Raw genomic sequence first — 17,508 nt, forward strand, 5'->3', positions numbered from 1 at the left:
GTCACGCGCGAATGCGAACCGGGACCGATTTTGCCGCCGGCGTCTTGGAGTGCTTGTCGTGGTGCGACAGCGGGATCAGCGGATTCATTTCCGGGTAGTAGGCGCCGACGCAGCCGTCCGGCAGCTTGAACGGGGTCACCTTGAGCGGTCCCACTTCGCGCGCGACGCCGTCCTCGGCGTCGCTGACCAGCGAGACCATCTGGCCGTCCTGCAGGCCGGCGCGCGCGATCTCGTCCGGATTCATCAGGAGCACGTCCCGCGTACCCTCGATGCCGCGCAGGCGGTCGCTGTAGCCGTAGATGGTCGTGTTGAACTGGTCGTTGCTGCGCATGGTCAGCAGCCGGTAGCGGCCGGGCGCATCGGAAAAGCCGGTCGAGGTCAGCGTGTCCGGCACGGTGAACTCAGCCTTGCCGCTTTCGGTCTTCCAGATCCGTTCGCGGGCCGAGTTGCCGCGGTAGAAGCCGCCCGGCGTGAACATCCGCGCGTTGAAATCGTGGAATTCGTCCGGATAGGTTTCGGCGATCTCGTTGCGGATCAGGTCGTAATTGCCGACCCACGCATCCCAGGTCAGCTTCGGGTAGGGCCGCAGCGTCGCCTTGGCAAGACCCGCCACGATCGCGACCTCGGATCTGAGATGCTCGCTCGCCGGTTTGCGCAGCCCGATCGAGCCCTGGATGCAGCTGAACGTGTCCTCCATGGTGACGGCCTGCCGCCCGCTCGCCTGGACGTCTTCCTCGGTGCGGCCGAGGCAAGGCAGCAGATAGGCGGCCTTGCCATGGATCAGGTGGCTGCGGTTGAGCTTGGTCGCGATCTGCACCGTCAGCTCGAGGTCGCGCCAGGCCTGCTCCATCTTGGCGCGTTCGGGAATCGCACGCACGAAGTTGCCGCCCAATCCGACGAAGGCCTTGACCTTGCCGGCGAGCACACCCTCGCAGGTCTCCACCGTGTTCATGCCCTTGTCGCGCGGCGGCTCGAACCCGAACTGCTTGGCGTATTTGTCGAGCGGAACCAGTTCGGGCTTTTCCGAGATGCCGACCGTGCGCTGGCCCTGCACGTTCGAATGCCCGCGCACCGGCGAGATCCCGGTGCCGTCGCGGCCGATATTGCCTTTCAGCAGCAGCATGTTGACCAGCATGGCGACGTTCTGGAAGCCGTGCACGTGCTGGGTCAGCCCCATGCCGTAGATCCCGATGACGCGGTCGGCCTCGACATAGACCTGGGCGGCACCTTCGATGACCTCCCGGCTGAGACCGGAGGCAGTTTCGATCTCGCTCCACGGAGTTGCCCGGACCTTGGCCTCGAACGCATCGAAGCCCTGGGTGTGCTGTTCGACGAAGGGCGCATCGATGACGCGTTTGCCCTGTTGTTTGGCCGCATCGTCGGCGGCGAAGACGTGCTTGCAGATGCCGACGATGACCGCGATATCGCCGCCGACTTTCACCTGGTGATACTGGCTGCTGATCTGGGTGCTGTGACCCGTCAGCATTTCGGTCGGGCTTTGCGGATTGACGAAGAACTCCAGGCCCTTCTCGCGAACCGGATTGAAGGTGATGATCTGCACCCCGCGCTTGGCCGCGTCCTGCAGCGGATGCAGGAAGCGCGGGCTGTTCGATCCGGTGTTCTGGCCGAAGAAGAACATCGCATCGCAATTGCTGAGGTCGTCGAACACGACGGTCCCGACCCCGGCGCCGATCAGCTTCTTGAGCGCGACCGACGTCGTCTCGTGGCACATGTTCGAACTGTCCGGCAGGTTGTTGTTGCCGTAGACGCGCGCGAACAGGGCGTAGAGATAGGATGTCTCCAGGCTGGCGCGGCCCGACGAGTAGAACACCACCGACTTGGGATCGAGCGCCTTCAATTGCGTCCCGATCGCCTGAAAGGCTTCATCCCAGGAGCAGGCGACGTATTTGTCGGTCGCGCTGTCGTAGCGCAGCGGATGCGTCAGCCGGCCCTGCTGCTCGAGGTCGTAATCGCTCCAGGCGAGCAGGTCGCTCACCGTGTGTTCGGCAAAGAAGTCCGGCGTGCAGCGGCGCGAGGTCAATTCCCAGAGCGTCGCCTTGGCGCCATTCTCGCAGAATTCGAATGCGTGATAGTCCGCCGGCTTGGCCCAGGAGCAGGACACGCACATGAAGCCCTTCGGCTTGTTCTGCCGGCGAAGCGTATCCAGCGCGGTCGGCGAATCCCATTCCTTCCCGAAGATCCGCGCGATTCCCTTGAGAGACCCCCAGCCGCCAGCCGGGCCGTCATATTCGACCGTTTCCGTTGCGTCGTTACAAGCTTCGTTGGATTGCACCATGGTCATGCTTCTCGTCGGGAACTCGTCAGCCGCTTCGCCAACGTATGTTGATGGCTGCGGTTCCTCGGCATGAACTTTCGCTGGCGAGGCCGCGCGAGGACAAAATCCTCAATGCGGTCATAGAGATCGTTCGGATCAAGGGAAATTCGTCGGCGTGCCGGAACGAAAGTTTGCGCGCTGCCGTACGTTGATACGCGCCTGCAGCCGGCGGGCTGCGCCGATCATTCGTTCAGATGGCGCGAGCAGGGGAACCGCACGGAACCTGTGCCGCGCGGCAACGTTCTTCATGCGTGTCAGCGCGTCGCTGTCAAACGACGTGAGCGGCTGCTCGATACAGATGAGCTTTGCCTGACACGGAAATGGGCCGGCGCACCGAGACGCCAGTGTTGGAGCGCGCCATGGACGATCGCTGTAGCCTCGACAAGCCCGAGCTGGTGTGGCGCGGGCGCGAGCCTGTGGCGTCGTCGCGCAGCGTCGCCGAGGAGCGGCCGGTCGCCCTCACGTTCAACGGATCGACTTACGCGGTGATGATGGCCTCGCCCGCCGATCTCCTGGATTTCGGCATCGGCTTCTGCCTGAACGAAGGCCTGGTGGAGACGGCGCGCGACATCCTCAGCATCGAAACCGTCGACCTCGCGCTCGGTTGCGAGGTGCGGATCTGGCTCGCGGAGGCCCATGCCGAACGTCTCGCCAAAAGGCGGCGCGCGATGGCGGGGCCGGTCGGTTGCGGCCTGTGCGGGATCGAAAGTCTCGAGCAGGCCTGCCCGCCGCCGGCGCGCGTTGCAGCCCCCGCCAAATTCCGTCCCGGTGATATTCTGAGGGCAATGGGCGCGTTGCGGCCGCTGCAGCGGCATCACCAGGCGACGGGTGCGATGCATGCCGCGGCGTTTTGGGACGGCAACGCAATCCGTATGGTGAGAGAAGATGTCGGGCGTCACAACGCGCTGGACAAGCTCGCCGGCGCGATCGCACGAGCCGGGCTGACGACCTCGCGCGGTGCCGTCCTGATGACCAGCCGGGTCTCCGTCGAACTGGTGCAGAAGGCCGCGCGCATTGGTGTGCCTCTTCTCGTTGCGGTATCGGCACCGACGTCGCTGGCGATCGAGACCGCCGAGCGCGCCGGCCTCACCTTGATCGGGATCGCGCGCGACGATGGCTACGAGATATTCAGCCACGCCGGCCGCTTGAAGTTCGAAGCAACGGAGCCTAAGGCCGAGCTCGAACGGCTTGCCCGCTGAACACCATTCGTTCGGTCTCGTACCGACTTCGCGGCTCGACCGATCTCGCAAGGGGAACGACCGAGGCGCATCGGCGCTATTGCTGGCATCCCATCCACAACAAGGAGACAGCGATGAAAACGACGCTTCTGGCGACCTTCCTGCTCGCCGCAGCCGTATCCAGCCCGGTGCTTGCTCAAACGTCCACCAACTCGACGAATGTTTCGCAATCCACCGCGAGTTCGAACCAGAACCAGGCGATCGAGAAGATCCAGGACGACTTGAAGAAGGCCGGCTTCACCGACATCAAAGTCGTCGCCGAGTCCTTTGTCGTGCAAGCCAAGACCAAGGACGGCAATCCCATGGTCATGACCATCGGCCCTCACGGCATGTCTGTGTTCGAAGCGATGAACACGACCACGACGGGGTCAGGCTCCGCGAATACCCACAGCACGACCGGCTCCAGCACCTCGAACAACGGCAATACCTCGAGCAGCGGTACGGCTTCGAAATAGAGCCGGCGCGCCGGGCGCATGTCGCGGCGTTGTGAGGGCCGCCTTGGCAGCCCGAGGGAACCCGCCCCAGGTGGCTGCGTACTCTCCTTAGTCCCTCGTGGCGAACCGTCGCGGGGACCGGGGAGCAGCGACGATGCAGGACGGTCAGGCGGCAAGTTTGCTTTCAGGGTCGACCGAGGCCCTGGAAGTCAGGCCGCGTGCCGCCCAGAACCGGCTGCTGAGGTGCATCCCGGATGGCGAATTGACATTGCTTCGTTCGATCGCGACCGAGGTTGAGCTGAAGCCGCGTCAGGTCCTGCATCACTGGCGATTGCCGATGGACCACGTCTACTTCGTGGAGCGAGGCTTGATATCCGTGTCCGCGAAGGTCGAAGCCAATCGGTTCGTCGAAGCCTGGCTGGTCGGCTCCGAAGGCATGATCGGCGCGCCCTGCGTTTTGGCGCCGGAGGATCCGACGCCGCCGCACCGGCGCATCGTGCAGGTCGCCGGAACGGCGCTGCGCATTCCGGCGCAGACATTCGTTGCGGCGCTCGACGACCTCACCGTGCTCCGCAGCGTGATCCTGCGCTACGTCAACCTCGTCCTGTTCCAGACCTCGCAGATCGGCGCCTGCAACGCGCTGCATTCGGTGAAGCAGCGGCTCTGCCGCTGGCTCCTCGTCGCGGCGGCGGCGATGGACTCGGACGATCTGCCGATCACGCATGCGGTGCTGGCGCAGCTCCTTGGGATACGCCGGGCCAGCGTCAGCGAGTGTCTCGAGAGCTTCGAGCAGGCCGGGATCATCCGCAACGCCCGCGCCGCGATCCGCCTGACCAACCGCAGCGGCCTTCAGCATGTCGCGTGTTCGTGCTCCGGACTGATCCAGCGCGAATACGACCGGCAAATCGGCCGATTGATCGTACCCTCCGGCGTCCGACACCCGGATGGAAGCTGAACCGGCGGACGCTGAAAGGACCGCGGCCAGCGCTCCCTCCGAACAAGAAGGACGACCATGATCCCCGACTGGCTTCACGTCGTGACGCAGGTCTGCCTGCTCGCCGGGATCGCCTGCGCGATCGTCATCGCGGTCGACCTCGCGCGCCATCCCCAGCGCATGTGGATCATGAACGTGGTCTGGCCGGTGAACGCTCTGTTCGGTACCGTACTGACGTTGTGGTTGTACTATCGCTTCGGACGGCTCGCATCGCGCGTCGTAGACGATAGGATGCGCGGCGACAAAGGACGAAAGACGCCGTTTCCCGTCATGGTCGCCAAGGGCGCCATGCATTGCGGGGCCGGCTGCACATTGGGAGATCTCATTGCGGAAGGCCTTGCGCTGGTATTTCCGGTGATTGCGATCTGGGCGGGATGGAAGAGCCTGTTCACGGAGAAGATCTACGCGATCTGGGTGGTGGATTTCGTGTTCGCCTTCGTGATCGGCGTCGCCTTCCAGTACTTCACGATCAAGCCGATGCGAGGCCTCTCGCCGGGCGAAGGAATCGTCCAGGCGGTGAAGGCCGACACGCTGTCCCTCACGGCCTGGCAGGTCGGCATGTACGGCGTCATGGCCGTCGCGCAGTTCGCAATCTTCCGGCACGCGTTCGGCGTGAAGCTCGAGCCCGTCATGCCCGAGTTCTGGTTCATGATGCAGATCGCGATGCTCGCGGGATTTGCCACGAGCTATCCCGTCAACTGGTGGCTCATCGCGACCGGCGTCAAGGAGCGCATGTAGCTGCGCTGCAGCTTAAAACGCGTTCACGTTGCAACATTCAACCTGACGCGACGTTGGAAGCGCGTAGGTCGGCTGATCTGGAGCACATGTCATGAATGTCAGCGAATTCGTGTGGCATCGCCTGTCGGAATGGGGCTTGAACCGCGTCTACGGTTATCCCGGTGACGGCGTCGGCGGGCTCGATGTCGCGCTTGAGCGGGCCGGCGACAAGATGGACTATGTCCAGGTCAGGCACGAGGAGATGGCGGCGTTCATGGCCTCGGCGCATGCCAAGTTCACCGGACAGGTCGGCCTCTGCTACGCGACCTCGGGCCCCGGCGCGATCCATCTCCTGAACGGGCTCTACGATGCCAAGATGGATCACGTCCCCGTGGTGGCGCTGGTCGGCCAGCAGGCCCGCAGCGGGCTCGGCGCCAGCTATCAGCAGGAAGTCGACCTGCAGTCGCTGTTCACCGATGTCACCGAATATGTGGCGCTGGCGAGCGTTCCGGAGCAGGTGCGCCATCTGATCGATCGCGCGGTGCGCATCGCGCATGTCAAGCGCGCCGTCACCTGCGTGATCCTGCCGAACGATCTGCAGGAGCTCGACTACAAGGACCCGCCGGTGGCGCATGGCGCGACGCATACCGGCATCGGCTACGCCGGACCCGCGAAGCTGCCGGACGAGAGCCTGCTTCGCGCCGCGGCCGACGTGCTCAATAGCGGCGAGAAGGTCGCCATGCTGGTCGGCGCCGGCGCACTCGATGCCACCGACGAGGTCGTGGCGGTCGCCGAGCGCCTGCAGGCCGGCGTCGCCAAGGCGCTGCTCGGCAAGGCCGCGCTGCCCGACGACCTGCCTTTCGTGACCGGTTCGATCGGCCTGCTCGGCACCAAGCCGAGCTGGGACCTGATGAAGAACTGCGACACGTTCCTGATGGTCGGCTCCTCGTTTCCCTACAGCGAGTTCCTGCCGAAGCCCGGGGACGCGCGCGGCGTGCAGATCGACATCGACGGCAGCCGGCTGAGCCTGCGCTACCCGATGGAGATCAACATGGTCGGCGACAGCGCGACCACGTTGCGGGCCTTGCTGCCGCTGCTCAGCCAGAAGACGGAGTCTGCGTGGCGGCGCGGCATCGCAAGCGGCCTGAAGGACTGGTGGCAGACGCTGGAGGCGCGCGCCATGACCTCGGCGGAGCCGCTCAATCCGCAGCGCGTGTTCTGGGAGCTGTCGCCGCGGCTGCCCGACAACGCGATCATCACGGCGGATTCGGGATCCGTCGCGAACTGGTACGCGCGCGACCTGAAGATGCGCCGCGGCATGAAGGCCTCGCTGTCGGGCGGCCTGGCCTCGCTCGGTGCGGGTACGCCGTATGCCGTTGCCGGCAAGATGGCTTACCCGGACCGCACCGTGATCGCCTGCATGGGCGACGGCGCCATGCAGATGAACGGCCTCAACGTGATGATCACGATCTCCAAATACTGGCGGAAATGGTCGAACCCGCGCCTGATCGTGCTCGTGCTCAACAACCGCGACCTCAACCAGGTCACCTGGGAGGAGCGGGTCCAGCTCGGCGCCGGCAAGACCGAGTCCACCCAGAGCATTCCCGACTTTCCCTACCACCGCTACGCCGAGCTGATCGGGCTGAAGGGCATCTTCGTCGATCACCCGGATCGCGTCGGCGCGGCGTGGGACGAGGCGCTGGCGGCGGACCGGCCGGTGATCCTGGAGGCCTTTACCGATCCCAACGTGCCGCCATTGCCGCCGCACATCACGCTCAAGGACGCCAAGAATTTCGTCAGCATGATTCCCTCCGAGCCCGAGCTCGGGAGCGTCCTCAAGAACAGCGCCAAGGAGCTGCTGGCTAACGTCCTGCCCGGAAAGGAATGATCGTGTTGTCCGGCGCTCGCATCGACGATGTCCGTGCCACGGCCTTCAGGATTCCGACCGACAGGCCGGAAGCGGACGGGACCATCAGCTGGGATTCGACGACGCTCGTCGCCGTCGAGGTGTCCGGCGGCGGCCGGACCGGCCTGGGCTACACCTATGCGAGCGCATCGCTGGTCGGTCTGATCAAAGGCAAGCTCGCCTCCGTTGTGACCGGCCTCGACGCGCTGCATCCGCCCGCCGCCTACGCGGCGATGCTGAGCGCGGTCCGCAATCTCGGCCAGCGCGGGCTCGCGGCGACGGCGATCTCGGCACTCGACAGCGCGATCCACGATCTGAAGGCCCGGCTGCTCGATCTGCCGTTGTTCGTGATGCTGGGTGGCCTGCGTGATTCGGTGCCCATCTATGGAAGCGGCGGCTTCACCTCCTATTCCAACGACGAGCTCTGCGAGCAGCTCGCCGGATGGGTCGACCGCGACGGCTGCGCCTTCGTCAAGATGAAGGTCGGATCGAACCCTGCGGACGACCCGGAACGCGTCCGTCTCGCCCGCGCGGCCATCGGTCAACGTGCGGCCCTGTTCGTCGATGCCAACGGCGCCTATGGTCCACGGCAGGCGCTGCAGCAAGCGTCTCTGTTCGCCGAACACGAGGTTGCCTGGTTCGAGGAACCGGTCTCCTCCGACGACCTCGCCGGGCTTCATGACGTTCGCCAACGCGCGCCGGTCGGAATGGACATTGCGGCCGGCGAGTATTCCTACACGATCGACGATGTGCGGGGCATGTTGCAGGCCCGGGCCGTCGATGTGCAGCAGGCCGACGTGACCCGCTGCGGCGGCATCACCGCGTTCCTGCGGATCGCGGCGCTGTGCGAGGCGTTTCAGGTCGACCTGTCGGGACACTGCGCGCCGGCGCTGCATCTCCACGTCGCCTGCGCCGCGGCGCGCCTGCGCCATCTCGAATGGTTTCACGATCACGTCCGAATCGAACACATGCTGTTCGACGGCGCACCGGTGCCGGCCGCCGGCCGCATCCGCCCCGATCCGTCGCGGCCCGGAAACGGGCTGACCTTCAAGCACAAGGATGCGGCGCGCTATGCCGTGTCGGAGGCGGCATGACCGAGTTCGATGCCGATCGCGGATCCGTCAACGCGGGCCTTGCCATCGCGGGTCTGTTGGCCGGCTCGGTGTTACTGCTCGCGGCCGATCGCGCGCCTGTAGACGGACATCGGAAAGGCGGCGCCGCGGCGCTGCCTCTGCGGCGCACCTCGCGGAAACGCCCGACCGTCGTCGCCGCGCGGCGCTTGAACCGCGCGGCCGGCGTTCTCGCCGCTTCGGTCCTCGCCGACAGCAGCGTCGAGCACTACCGGGGATCGTTCAAGAACAAGGCGATGTACACGCCACTGATCGTCTCGGCATCGACCCTCGCCACCAGTCTGCACGGCACCGCCGACGCGCGGCCGGCTGCCCACTGGTTTAGGGATGCGACCTACTTGACGGCCGCGCTGACCGGCCTGATCGGGACCGGCTTCCACATCTACAACGTCGGCAAGAAGGTGGGCGGCTTCAGCTGGCAGAACGTCTTTTACGGCGCGCCGATCGGCGCACCCCTGGCGATCCTGCTGTCGGGCCTGCTCGGCTTCTGCTCGGAGCGCGTGCGCGAGAGCAGAAAGGGAACGCGGCCCGAAATCTTCCGATTGCCAGCCGGACGAACCCTGGCGGCGGTGATCGGCGCCGGCCTGCTCGGCACCAGCGGCGAGGCGGGCCTGCTGCATTTCCGCGGCGCCTTTCACAACCCCTTCATGCTGCTGCCGGTGACGCTGCCGCCGCTGGGTGCCGCGCTGCTCGGCCGGGCGGCGCTGGCGGGTCCAGGGCAGCAGCATCGCGCGACGCGCGGGTGGATGCGCGTGCTCGCGGCGATGGGATTTGCCGGCGTCGGGTTTCATGCCTATGGCGTGTCGCGCAACATGGGCGGCTGGCGCAACTGGAGCCAGAACATCCTCAATGGGCCGCCGCTTCCGGCGCCGCCGAGCTTCGCCGGCCTCGCGCTCGCCGGCCTTGCGGCGCTCGGACTCATGGAGGACCATCCCGATGCATGATCGCGGCCGCCCCCAGCCTCGTTACCCCGGCTACGATGTGCTGACCAAGCGCCAGGGATTGTCCTGGAACGAGCAGACCCGCCGCGTCGTGTCGCAGCGCCTCGCCGTGCCCGCCGAACCGAGCTTCTTCACGCCAGACGAATTTCGCACCGTCACGGCGGTGGCGGCGAGGATCGTTCCGCAAGCGGACGGGCGCCCGCTTGTTCCGGTCGCGGCGCTGGTCGACGCGAAGCTGTTCCGCGGCGCCTCGGACGGTTATCGGCCCGAGGGCATGCCGCGTGAGCGGGAAGCGTGGCGGCAGGGGTTGCAGGCGCTCGATGCGGAGGCGCAGGCCGCCTATGGCGCGCCGTTCCACGCCATCGATGCAGCGCGGCAGGACAGTCTCCTCGGCCGCATGCAGGGCGGCGACATGAGTTCGCCGGCCTGGGGCCGCATGTCGCCGGCAGACTTCTTCAAGCGGCGTATGGCGCACGACATCGTGCTCGCCTATTACGCCCATCCGGCCGCCTGGAGCGAGATCGGATGGGGCGGCCCGGCGAGCCCGCGCGGTTATGTGCGCCTCGACTTCGACGAGCGCGATCCCTGGGAAGCGGCGGAAGCCGAGCGCGGCGACGCCGCCGAGGTGCGCCGGATCAATCGCCATGTTCGATGATCCCCAGCACACCCCGCGGGCGCGGCGCGGACGGGCACCGGACGTGTTCCGGCCCGGCGGCTGGGTGCCGATGCGCGAGTACCGGGACGACGACACGGTTGATTTTGCCATCGTCGGGACCGGAGCGGGCGGCGGTACGCTCGCCTGCAAGCTGGCGGAGTACGGCTTCTCCGTCGTCGCGTTCGACGCCGGCCCGTATTTCCGCCCGCTGGAGGATTTCGCGTCCGACGAATCCGAGCAGACCAAGCTGTACTGGACCGACGACCGCATCGTCGACGGCGTCAATCCGCTCCAGCTCGGCAGCAACAACAGCGGCAAGGCCGTCGGCGGCTCCACTGTCCATTTCGCGATGGTGTCGCTGCGCTTTCGCCCCGAATGGTTCAAGTCGCGCAGCCTGCTCGGCTATGGCGCGGACTGGCCGCTCGACTGGCGCGAGATGTGGGATTATTACCGCGAGGTCGAGCAGGCCCTGAAGATCGCCGGCCCCGTCAACTATCCCTGGGGCCCGCCGCGGCCGCGCTATCCCTATCGTGCGCATCCGCTCAACGCCGCGGCGCGCGTGCTCGCCAAAGGCTGCGAGGCGCTGGGCATCGGCTGGACGGAAACGCCGCTCGCGACGCTGTCGGCGCCGCGCGGGCTGGCCCATCCTTGCGTCTATCGCGGCTTCTGCGTCGCCGGCTGTTCGACCAATGCCAAGCAGAGCGCGCTTGTGACATGGATCCCGCGTGCGCTGGCGGCCGGCGCCGAGATCCGCGATCTCGCGATGGTCGGCCGGGTCGAGGTCGATGCGGCCGGACGCGCGACTGGCGTGCGCTTCCACCGCGATGGCCGTTGGCATTTCCAGCGGGCGCGGCACGTCGTCGTCGCCGGCTACGCGATCGAGACGCCGCGGCTGCTGCTGAATTCGGCCAACGGGCAATTCCCCGACGGTCTCGCCAACAGCTCCGGCCTGGTCGGCAAGAATCTGATGGCGCAGTCTAACCAGGCCGTCTGGGGCCTGATGGACCAGGAGATCCGATCGTACAAGGGGCCGCCCTCGCTCGCGATCACCGAGCACTGGAACTACGAGGACAAGGGCAAGGACTTCTTCGGCGGCTACAGCTACATGAGCCAGGGCCCGCTGCCCCAGCTCTGGGCCAATACGCAGATGGCCGCGCGCGGCCTCTGGGGCGCGCGTCTGATGTCCGACATGCAGGACTACAACCACGTCGCGGGGCTGAAGATCGTCGGCGAAATGCTGCCGCAGGAGAGCAACAAGGTCACGCTCGCCGACGAGGTCGACCAGTACGGGCTGAAGATCCCGAGGGTCACCTATTCCTGGTGCGACAACGACAAGCGCCTGATCGCGCATGCACTGAAGTTCATGACGCAGGCGCTGCAGGCCGCCGACGCGCGGGACATCTGGACCCAGGACGACGACACCTGCCATCTCAACGGAACCGCGCGGATGGGCAGCGATCCCGCCAGCAGCGTCGTCAATGCGGATTGCCGGAGCTGGGACATCCCCAATCTCTGGATCTGCGATGGTTCGGTGTTCCCGACCGTGGGTGGCGCCAACCCGTCCCTGACGATCCAGGCCATTGCCTGCCGGACCGCCGATCGCATCCGCCAGCTCGCGCGCCGGGGCGAGCTGGATCAACCTGCAAGGAGAGCAAGCTATGCAGCACAAGCTGCCCGGTGAGGGGCACGGCCAGCGCACGCTCAAAGTCGTGGTGATCACCGGCGCGTCCGCCGGCGTCGGCCGCGCCATTGCGCACCGGTTCGCGCGGGAGGGCTGGCGCATCGGACTGATCGCCCGCGATGTCGGCGCCCTGGAGGCGGTCGCGCGCGAGGTTAGCGAGCTCGGCGGGTCCGCCGTGGTCGCGGCCGCCGACGTTGCGGACCCCGAAGCCCTGTTCGGCGCGGCCGAGGCGATCGCCCACGCCTTCGGCGGCATCGACGTCTGGGTCAACGATGCCATGGTGACGATGTTTGCGCCGGTCTGGCAGATGACGCCGGAAGAGTTTCGCCGGATCACCGAGGTCACCTATCTCGGCCAGGTTCACGGCACCATGGCCGCGCTGCGCCACATGCGGCCGCATGACCGCGGCCACATCATCCAGATCGGGTCGGCGCTGGCCTATCGCGGGATTCCGCTGCAATCGGCTTACTGCGGCGCGAAGCATGCGATCCGGGGCTTCACCGATGCGGTGCGGACCGAATTGCTGCACGAGGGCAGCGCGATCCGGCTGACGATCATGGAATTGCCCGCGGTCAACACGCCTCAATTCGACTGGGCGCGAACGCGGATGCCGCGGCAGCCGCGCCCGGTCGCGCCGGTCTTCCAGCCCGAGGTGATCGCGCGGGCCGTGTTCGAGGCGGTGCGCCAGCCGCGCCGCGAAGTCTGGATCGGCACCAGTACGCTAAAGGTAATCCTCGGCAACATGCTGCTGCCGGCCTTCCTGGACCGCTATCTGGCCAAGGTGGCCTTCAAGGGGCAGGAAACGGCGCAGCCGGTCGGATCCGATCGCGCCGACAATCTGATGACGCCGGTCGCCTCACTGCATCGGACCCGCGGACGGTTCGGCAAGGAAGCGGGTGATCACGCGGTGGTGACGAGCGGCGGGGTCGCGCGGATTGCGCCGGTGCTGATCGGAGGGTGTGTTGCGCTCGTTGCCGGGATGCTCGCCGCGAGTACGGCGCAAGGGCGCGGTTCGAAGCAAGCCTTCGTGCGGCGAACGGTGCGTGACCGCTAACAAAGGTTAGCTCTGCACGCCGATATAGGAACGCGCCGCGCGGGACCGGTTTGTTGATACGAACAGCCCGCGCGCCCTGTCGGCTTTCGCGACCTCGCGCCCGGACGCTATCCCCGAAGCAACAATCAGGAAGGCGCACCATGCAAACCAAAGTCCGAAATCAGATCTCGAAGGGCGTCGTCGCCGTCGCCGGTGTCTGTCTCATGACGATTGCAGGCGCATCCGCCGCGCCGCAAGGCAAGGCCAGCAAGCACGATCAGCATTTCCTGGTCGAAGCCATCCAGGGCGACCTCTCCGAAGTGAAGGTCGGCCAGCTCGCCCAGCAGAAGGCGCAGAGCGACCAGGCCAAGCAGTTCGGGAAGATGCTCGAGCAGGACCACTCGGACAATCTGAAGCAGGCGCAGCAGCTCGCCGACGCGCAGGGCGTCGAGGCGCCGAGCGAGCCGAGCAACAAGCAGAAGGCGATCTACGACAAGCTGAATGGGCTGTCCGGCGCGCAATTCGATGCCGCCTTCGCGCGTAGCATGGTGAAGGACCACGAGGAAGACGTGCGCAAGTTTCAGAGGGAAGCAAAATCGCAGTCACCCGTCGCCGATTTCGCCAAGCAGACGATTCCGGTGCTGCAAAAGCATTTGGAGACAGCCAAGTCCCTTCAGAAGAGCGCGTCCCGGTAGAGCTGGTAGACGTCGCTGCGATGACGTGAATAGCGATAAAGTTCAGAAATTTTCGTGAGCAGAATTCTCGTTGTCGCATGCGCCTGGCGTGCACTTGCAACGGTCGGTGCCAAGGCGCAGCCGGCCCGGGGCGCCCCCAGCGGACGCGGGAGGCCAACGGACTGATCCGACGCTCTTTCGGCGACGACGTCACGGCCGTCGCCAACCTGATGGGCGATCTCGTCGGCTCATCCTTCGTCCGCCCGGAGTGGCGACCTCCAATCTCAATGGGCCGCCGCTCGCGACGCCACTGGCATCGAAATCGCCGGGGATGGCTCAAGTCGTGGTCTCGCAAGTTTCATCGGAGGAACTTACCGCCAAGCTGCGCATTTCTTGGGCATCAATGTCTCAAGGAAGGAAGCTCCATGGCAGAAGGATTCGCACAGACGGCGGCAAAGGAGATCGTCGAACCGTCGGTTGCCGGCGTGTCATGGGCAGCCGTATTGGCGGGTGCCGCGGCTTCGCTCGCCATAACCCTCGTCCTGCTGTCCTTCGGCTTGGGCATGGGCTTCGCGGTCGTGTCGCCGTGGGGCAATTCCGGCGTATCGGCGACGACGTTCAAGATCGGCACCGGCCTCTATTTCATCGTGATGGCGATATTGTCCTCCTCGATCGGCGGCTATCTCGCCGGGCGTCTCCGGACGAAGTGGGTCGGCGTCCACACGACCGAGGTCCTGTTCAGGGACACGGCCCACGGCTTCCTGGCCTGGGCGGTCGCATCCGTCCTCGGAGCGATGCTGTTGGCCTCACCCGCCACTACGCTTCTCGGCAACGCTCTCGACGGCGCCGCTCAGGGCGCGGCGAGCGCCGCGAACTCCGGACCGATGGCCGGTTACGTCGACACGCTGCTCCGTCCCAACGATCCGTCCGCACAGCCACAGGGACAATCTGATCCGCGGCCAGAGATGGTGCGCCTGCTGACTACCGACTTCCGTACCGGAAGCGATGTGAACGCGAACGACAGGGCCTACATCGCCAAAGTAGTGGCCGCGCGCACCGGCCTCAGCCAGGCCGATGCCGAGAAGCGCGTGAACGACGTCGTGACCCAAGCCAAGGCCGACCTCGATGCCGCTCGCAAGGCCGCGATGCAAACGGCCATCTGGCTGACACTGTCGCTGTTCATCGGTGCATTTTCCGCGACTCTTGCCGCCACGGAAGGCGGCGGACTTCGCGACGGGACATGGGGGAAGAAACGCTCCGCGACCGCTCAATCATCACTGGCAATAAACTGAGGAGTTAGAACTATGCCCATTTTGCTTTGGCTCGTCGGCATTCCGATCCCACTCATCATCCTGATTATGCTGCTTCGGTGACGTCACGGCCGTCGCGCGCTTTAGGCGTGCGGCGGCCGCCCTGTCCCCCCTCGGGGCCTGCAACACGACGGCCGACGTTCAACACACTCCACGCCAGCGCCTGCGCCGGTCGTGAGCATAGAAGCTCATTGAACTCGGTGGAGATACTTTTGGACTTAATCATCGGACTTAGCCGCTTACGCCCTGAGCCGTTCCTGAAGAGCTCCGGAACGGGTGCGAAACATAGGCATTGCGCGGCTACTGGCATGGGCGCACGGTTGTGCACATCACAGCCCGGTTCTGGCTACTGGCTGTGATGAGAACGCCGATAGCGCTCTCGCCCTCTCGAGCAAGGGAGCAGCGCCATGCTGAAGCGGCGTCGTTTCAAGCAGACGAAATCGTTGGAAGAGCGGCTTGCCGGAGAGGCAAAACGCCTGCGCGAACAAGCCAGATTGCTTCCACACGGGCCCGCACGCGAGCAAGTCATCCGGAAGGCCCGGCAATGTGAGACTGGCTCGCATATGAGCGAGTGGCTGAAGTCGCCTGGATTAAAGCCGCCCGGTTGAGGCCACTGAACCCAGCAACTGTTGCTCCAAGGGGGCGTTGACCCTCATGCAGAATCGTTCGGTCAGGAGTTCACTCTCATAGAAGCGACCTCTGATACGGGGTCCACAAACGAGATTTGGCTTGCCCTGGCTAAGCCAAATCAGGCTGTGACGCTGGTCCTCGCGGCAGTTCCGGAGGGCTGGGCAGCGCAAATACTTCCAGCCGTGCTTTCCGAAAAGCAGCAAAGGATGTTCGAAGAAGTCGAGCTCAAGCCGGGCGAAATCTTTAGGCTCTCGCACGAGTAAGCACACTTCGCCACCGATCACAGCTACTCGACCCAGGATCGAACTTCAGTCCCGGTTGCTTGGCGCGGCGCGGGGCCGCCCCGGCACACGGCTGGCGGCACGGCTATCATCGATAAGAACCGGAAATAAAATATGTCCGACAAGAGAAGACCCCCAGAGAGCGAGCAACAACCGTCGATCACCATGTCCGACGACGACAAGAGATCGGTGGGCGAGATGAGTTCCGGGTCCGCGAAGGTCGTCCACGAGGTAGTACGGCTGCAGGGAGACGAAGAACTCAGCCGACCTCTTCAATCGCTGATACTTTCCGGCTTTGCGGCTGGCGTGGCGATCTCCGCGTCGCTTCTGGTCGAGGCGTCGCTTCACATGCATCTGCCGAAAGCCGAGTGGGCCGACCTAGTTGTCTTCCTCGGCTATCCGGTTGGCTTCATCATCGTCATTCTGGGCAAACTTCAGTTGTTCACGGAAAGCACGGTGACGGCGGTCCTGCCGCTCGCAACCCATCCTACTTTTCGCAATCTGCGACGCCTGCTCCGGCTGTGGATTGCGGTATTCGTGGCGAACATGGCTGGCACCATGTTCGTCGCCTTCTTGATCGCGCGATGCATCGTCGTCAGGCCCGATCAGCTTGTCGCAGCCATCGAAGTTTCAACACCGATCATGGCCCACGATTGGCTAACGACGCTGCTACTCGCCACACCGGCGGGCTTTCTCATCGCATCGATCGCCTGGACACTGCCGAACGCACGCGGCAGCGAGTTCTGGGTCATCCTGATCGTTACTTACGCGATAGCGCTGGGAGGGTTTAGTCACGTCGTAGCGGGTTCGGCAGAAGCCTGGTTGCTGATGCTAACCGGGCAGGCCACGATCGCCGCAACCTGCGGCTTTATACTTCCGGCTCTCCTCGGCAATCTCATCGGCGGGACCGGCTTGTTCGCTGTCGTGGCGCACGGGCAGGTCCGCAACGAAATCGAAACGGGAACCTGATCCAGATCGCGCCTCGCGCTTCACAGGGCTAAATCCACACATTTTTTGGCGAGCGTGAGGGTAAAAGGAACGAAACATCTGGAGGCAGAATTAGTCGCTGGACGCCGACTTGCGGCGGCGGCCGCAATGTTTCGGAGAACACATGGCCAGATTGGCGCCCGGAGTCGGTCCCAAATCACTGCTCCATCCCGGCTTCATCGGCGCCGGATCAACCCTGCTAATCGCTGGCTTGGCGACCGATATCATGTACTGGAATACATCGAATTGGCAGTGGGCGAACTCGTCGGCGTGGTTAATTGCGGCAGGCCTCGTATTGGCTCTCGTCGCCACGATCGTCTTGATCATCGATTTTCTCACCGGCCGAGCCGGACGGGTCGATTGGATACCCTTCCTGCTCGTGGCGGTGGCGGCCCTCCTGTCGCTCCTCAATGTTTTTGTTCACAGCCGCGACGCCTGGACCTCCGTCGTGCCGCAAGGAATTTTGCTCTCCGCGGTCGTGACGATTTTGCTCCTGTCGGCCGCCGCCACCGGTTGGAGGGTGACCACGGTTCGTACCACTGCGACCGGAGAGCGCCTGTGA

The 17,508-nt window shown here is 65.2% G+C and carries 16 protein-coding genes; 15 read left to right on the plus strand and 1 reads right to left on the minus strand.

All coding sequences use genetic code 11. The features are described from left to right. Position 1: 1 nt before the first annotated feature. On the minus strand, positions 2-2,296 hold the full coding sequence (locus tag XH80_RS36225) for an FdhF/YdeP family oxidoreductase (RefSeq protein WP_271602737.1): 2,295 nt from the start codon (positions 2,294-2,296) through the stop codon (positions 2-4). 398 nt (positions 2,297-2,694) lie between these two features. On the opposite strand from XH80_RS36225, the gene fdhD reads away from it, so the two are divergent. The 15 genes from fdhD (at position 2,695) to XH80_RS36300 (ending at position 17,508) form a co-directional block, all read left to right on the plus strand. After that, positions 2,695-3,534, plus strand: a complete 840-nt coding sequence (gene fdhD / locus XH80_RS36230; RefSeq protein ID WP_271602738.1) for a formate dehydrogenase accessory sulfurtransferase FdhD — start codon at positions 2,695-2,697, stop codon at positions 3,532-3,534. Positions 3,535-3,647: 113 nt separating this feature from the next. Beyond that, a complete protein-coding gene (locus tag XH80_RS36235; RefSeq protein ID WP_271602739.1) occupies positions 3,648-4,028 on the plus strand; it encodes a hypothetical protein in 381 nt (126 codons plus the stop codon). 133 nt (positions 4,029-4,161) lie between these two features. Beyond that, positions 4,162-4,962: a Crp/Fnr family transcriptional regulator gene (locus XH80_RS36240; protein WP_237873101.1), complete on the plus strand. Its 801-nt coding sequence runs from the start codon at positions 4,162-4,164 to the stop codon at positions 4,960-4,962. Positions 4,963-5,019: 57 nt separating this feature from the next. Continuing rightward, a complete protein-coding gene (locus tag XH80_RS36245; RefSeq protein WP_271602740.1) occupies positions 5,020-5,739 on the plus strand; it encodes a DUF4396 domain-containing protein in 720 nt (239 codons plus the stop codon). Between the two features lie 91 nt (positions 5,740-5,830). After that, on the plus strand, positions 5,831-7,606 hold the full coding sequence (locus tag XH80_RS36250) for a thiamine pyrophosphate-requiring protein (RefSeq protein ID WP_271602741.1): 1,776 nt from the start codon (positions 5,831-5,833) through the stop codon (positions 7,604-7,606). A gap of 2 nt (positions 7,607-7,608) precedes the next feature. After that, complete coding sequence (locus tag XH80_RS36255; protein ID WP_271602742.1) at positions 7,609-8,718, plus strand: enolase C-terminal domain-like protein; 1,110 nt, start codon at positions 7,609-7,611, stop codon at positions 8,716-8,718. Then, complete coding sequence (locus XH80_RS36260) at positions 8,715-9,698, plus strand: hypothetical protein (RefSeq protein ID WP_271602743.1); 984 nt, start codon at positions 8,715-8,717, stop codon at positions 9,696-9,698. The genes XH80_RS36255 and XH80_RS36260 overlap by 4 nt, the downstream gene beginning before the upstream one ends. Next, positions 9,691-10,350, plus strand: a complete 660-nt coding sequence (locus XH80_RS36265) for a gluconate 2-dehydrogenase subunit 3 family protein (protein WP_271602744.1) — start codon at positions 9,691-9,693, stop codon at positions 10,348-10,350. The genes XH80_RS36260 and XH80_RS36265 overlap by 8 nt, the downstream gene beginning before the upstream one ends. After that, positions 10,340-12,031: a GMC family oxidoreductase gene (locus XH80_RS36270; protein ID WP_271602745.1), complete on the plus strand. Its 1,692-nt coding sequence runs from the start codon at positions 10,340-10,342 to the stop codon at positions 12,029-12,031. The genes XH80_RS36265 and XH80_RS36270 overlap by 11 nt, the downstream gene beginning before the upstream one ends. Next, on the plus strand, positions 12,009-13,085 hold the full coding sequence (locus XH80_RS36275) for an SDR family oxidoreductase (RefSeq protein WP_271602746.1): 1,077 nt from the start codon (positions 12,009-12,011) through the stop codon (positions 13,083-13,085). The genes XH80_RS36270 and XH80_RS36275 overlap by 23 nt, the downstream gene beginning before the upstream one ends. 140 nt (positions 13,086-13,225) lie before the next feature. After that, the gene (locus XH80_RS36280; protein WP_271602747.1) at positions 13,226-13,759 is read left to right on the plus strand and encodes a DUF4142 domain-containing protein; all 534 of its coding nucleotides are present in this window, start codon (positions 13,226-13,228) and stop codon (positions 13,757-13,759) included. A 404-nt stretch (positions 13,760-14,163) separates the two neighbouring features. Further along, positions 14,164-15,030 (plus strand): hypothetical protein, encoded by an 867-nt coding sequence (locus XH80_RS36285; protein ID WP_237864859.1) that lies wholly within the window; start codon positions 14,164-14,166, stop codon positions 15,028-15,030. Between the two features lie 425 nt (positions 15,031-15,455). Beyond that, positions 15,456-15,656, plus strand: a complete 201-nt coding sequence (locus tag XH80_RS36290; protein ID WP_271602748.1) for a hypothetical protein — start codon at positions 15,456-15,458, stop codon at positions 15,654-15,656. A gap of 417 nt (positions 15,657-16,073) precedes the next feature. After that, entirely contained in the window at positions 16,074-16,928 is an 855-nt protein-coding gene (locus XH80_RS36295) for a formate/nitrite transporter family protein (RefSeq protein ID WP_237873093.1), read from the plus strand. A gap of 142 nt (positions 16,929-17,070) precedes the next feature. Continuing rightward, the gene (locus tag XH80_RS36300) at positions 17,071-17,508 is read left to right on the plus strand and encodes a DUF2231 domain-containing protein (protein WP_271602749.1); all 438 of its coding nucleotides are present in this window, start codon (positions 17,071-17,073) and stop codon (positions 17,506-17,508) included.

It is taken from the genome of Bradyrhizobium sp. CCBAU 45384 (assembly GCF_028128665.1).
Classification (GTDB): Bacteria; Pseudomonadota; Alphaproteobacteria; order Rhizobiales; family Xanthobacteraceae; genus Bradyrhizobium; species Bradyrhizobium manausense.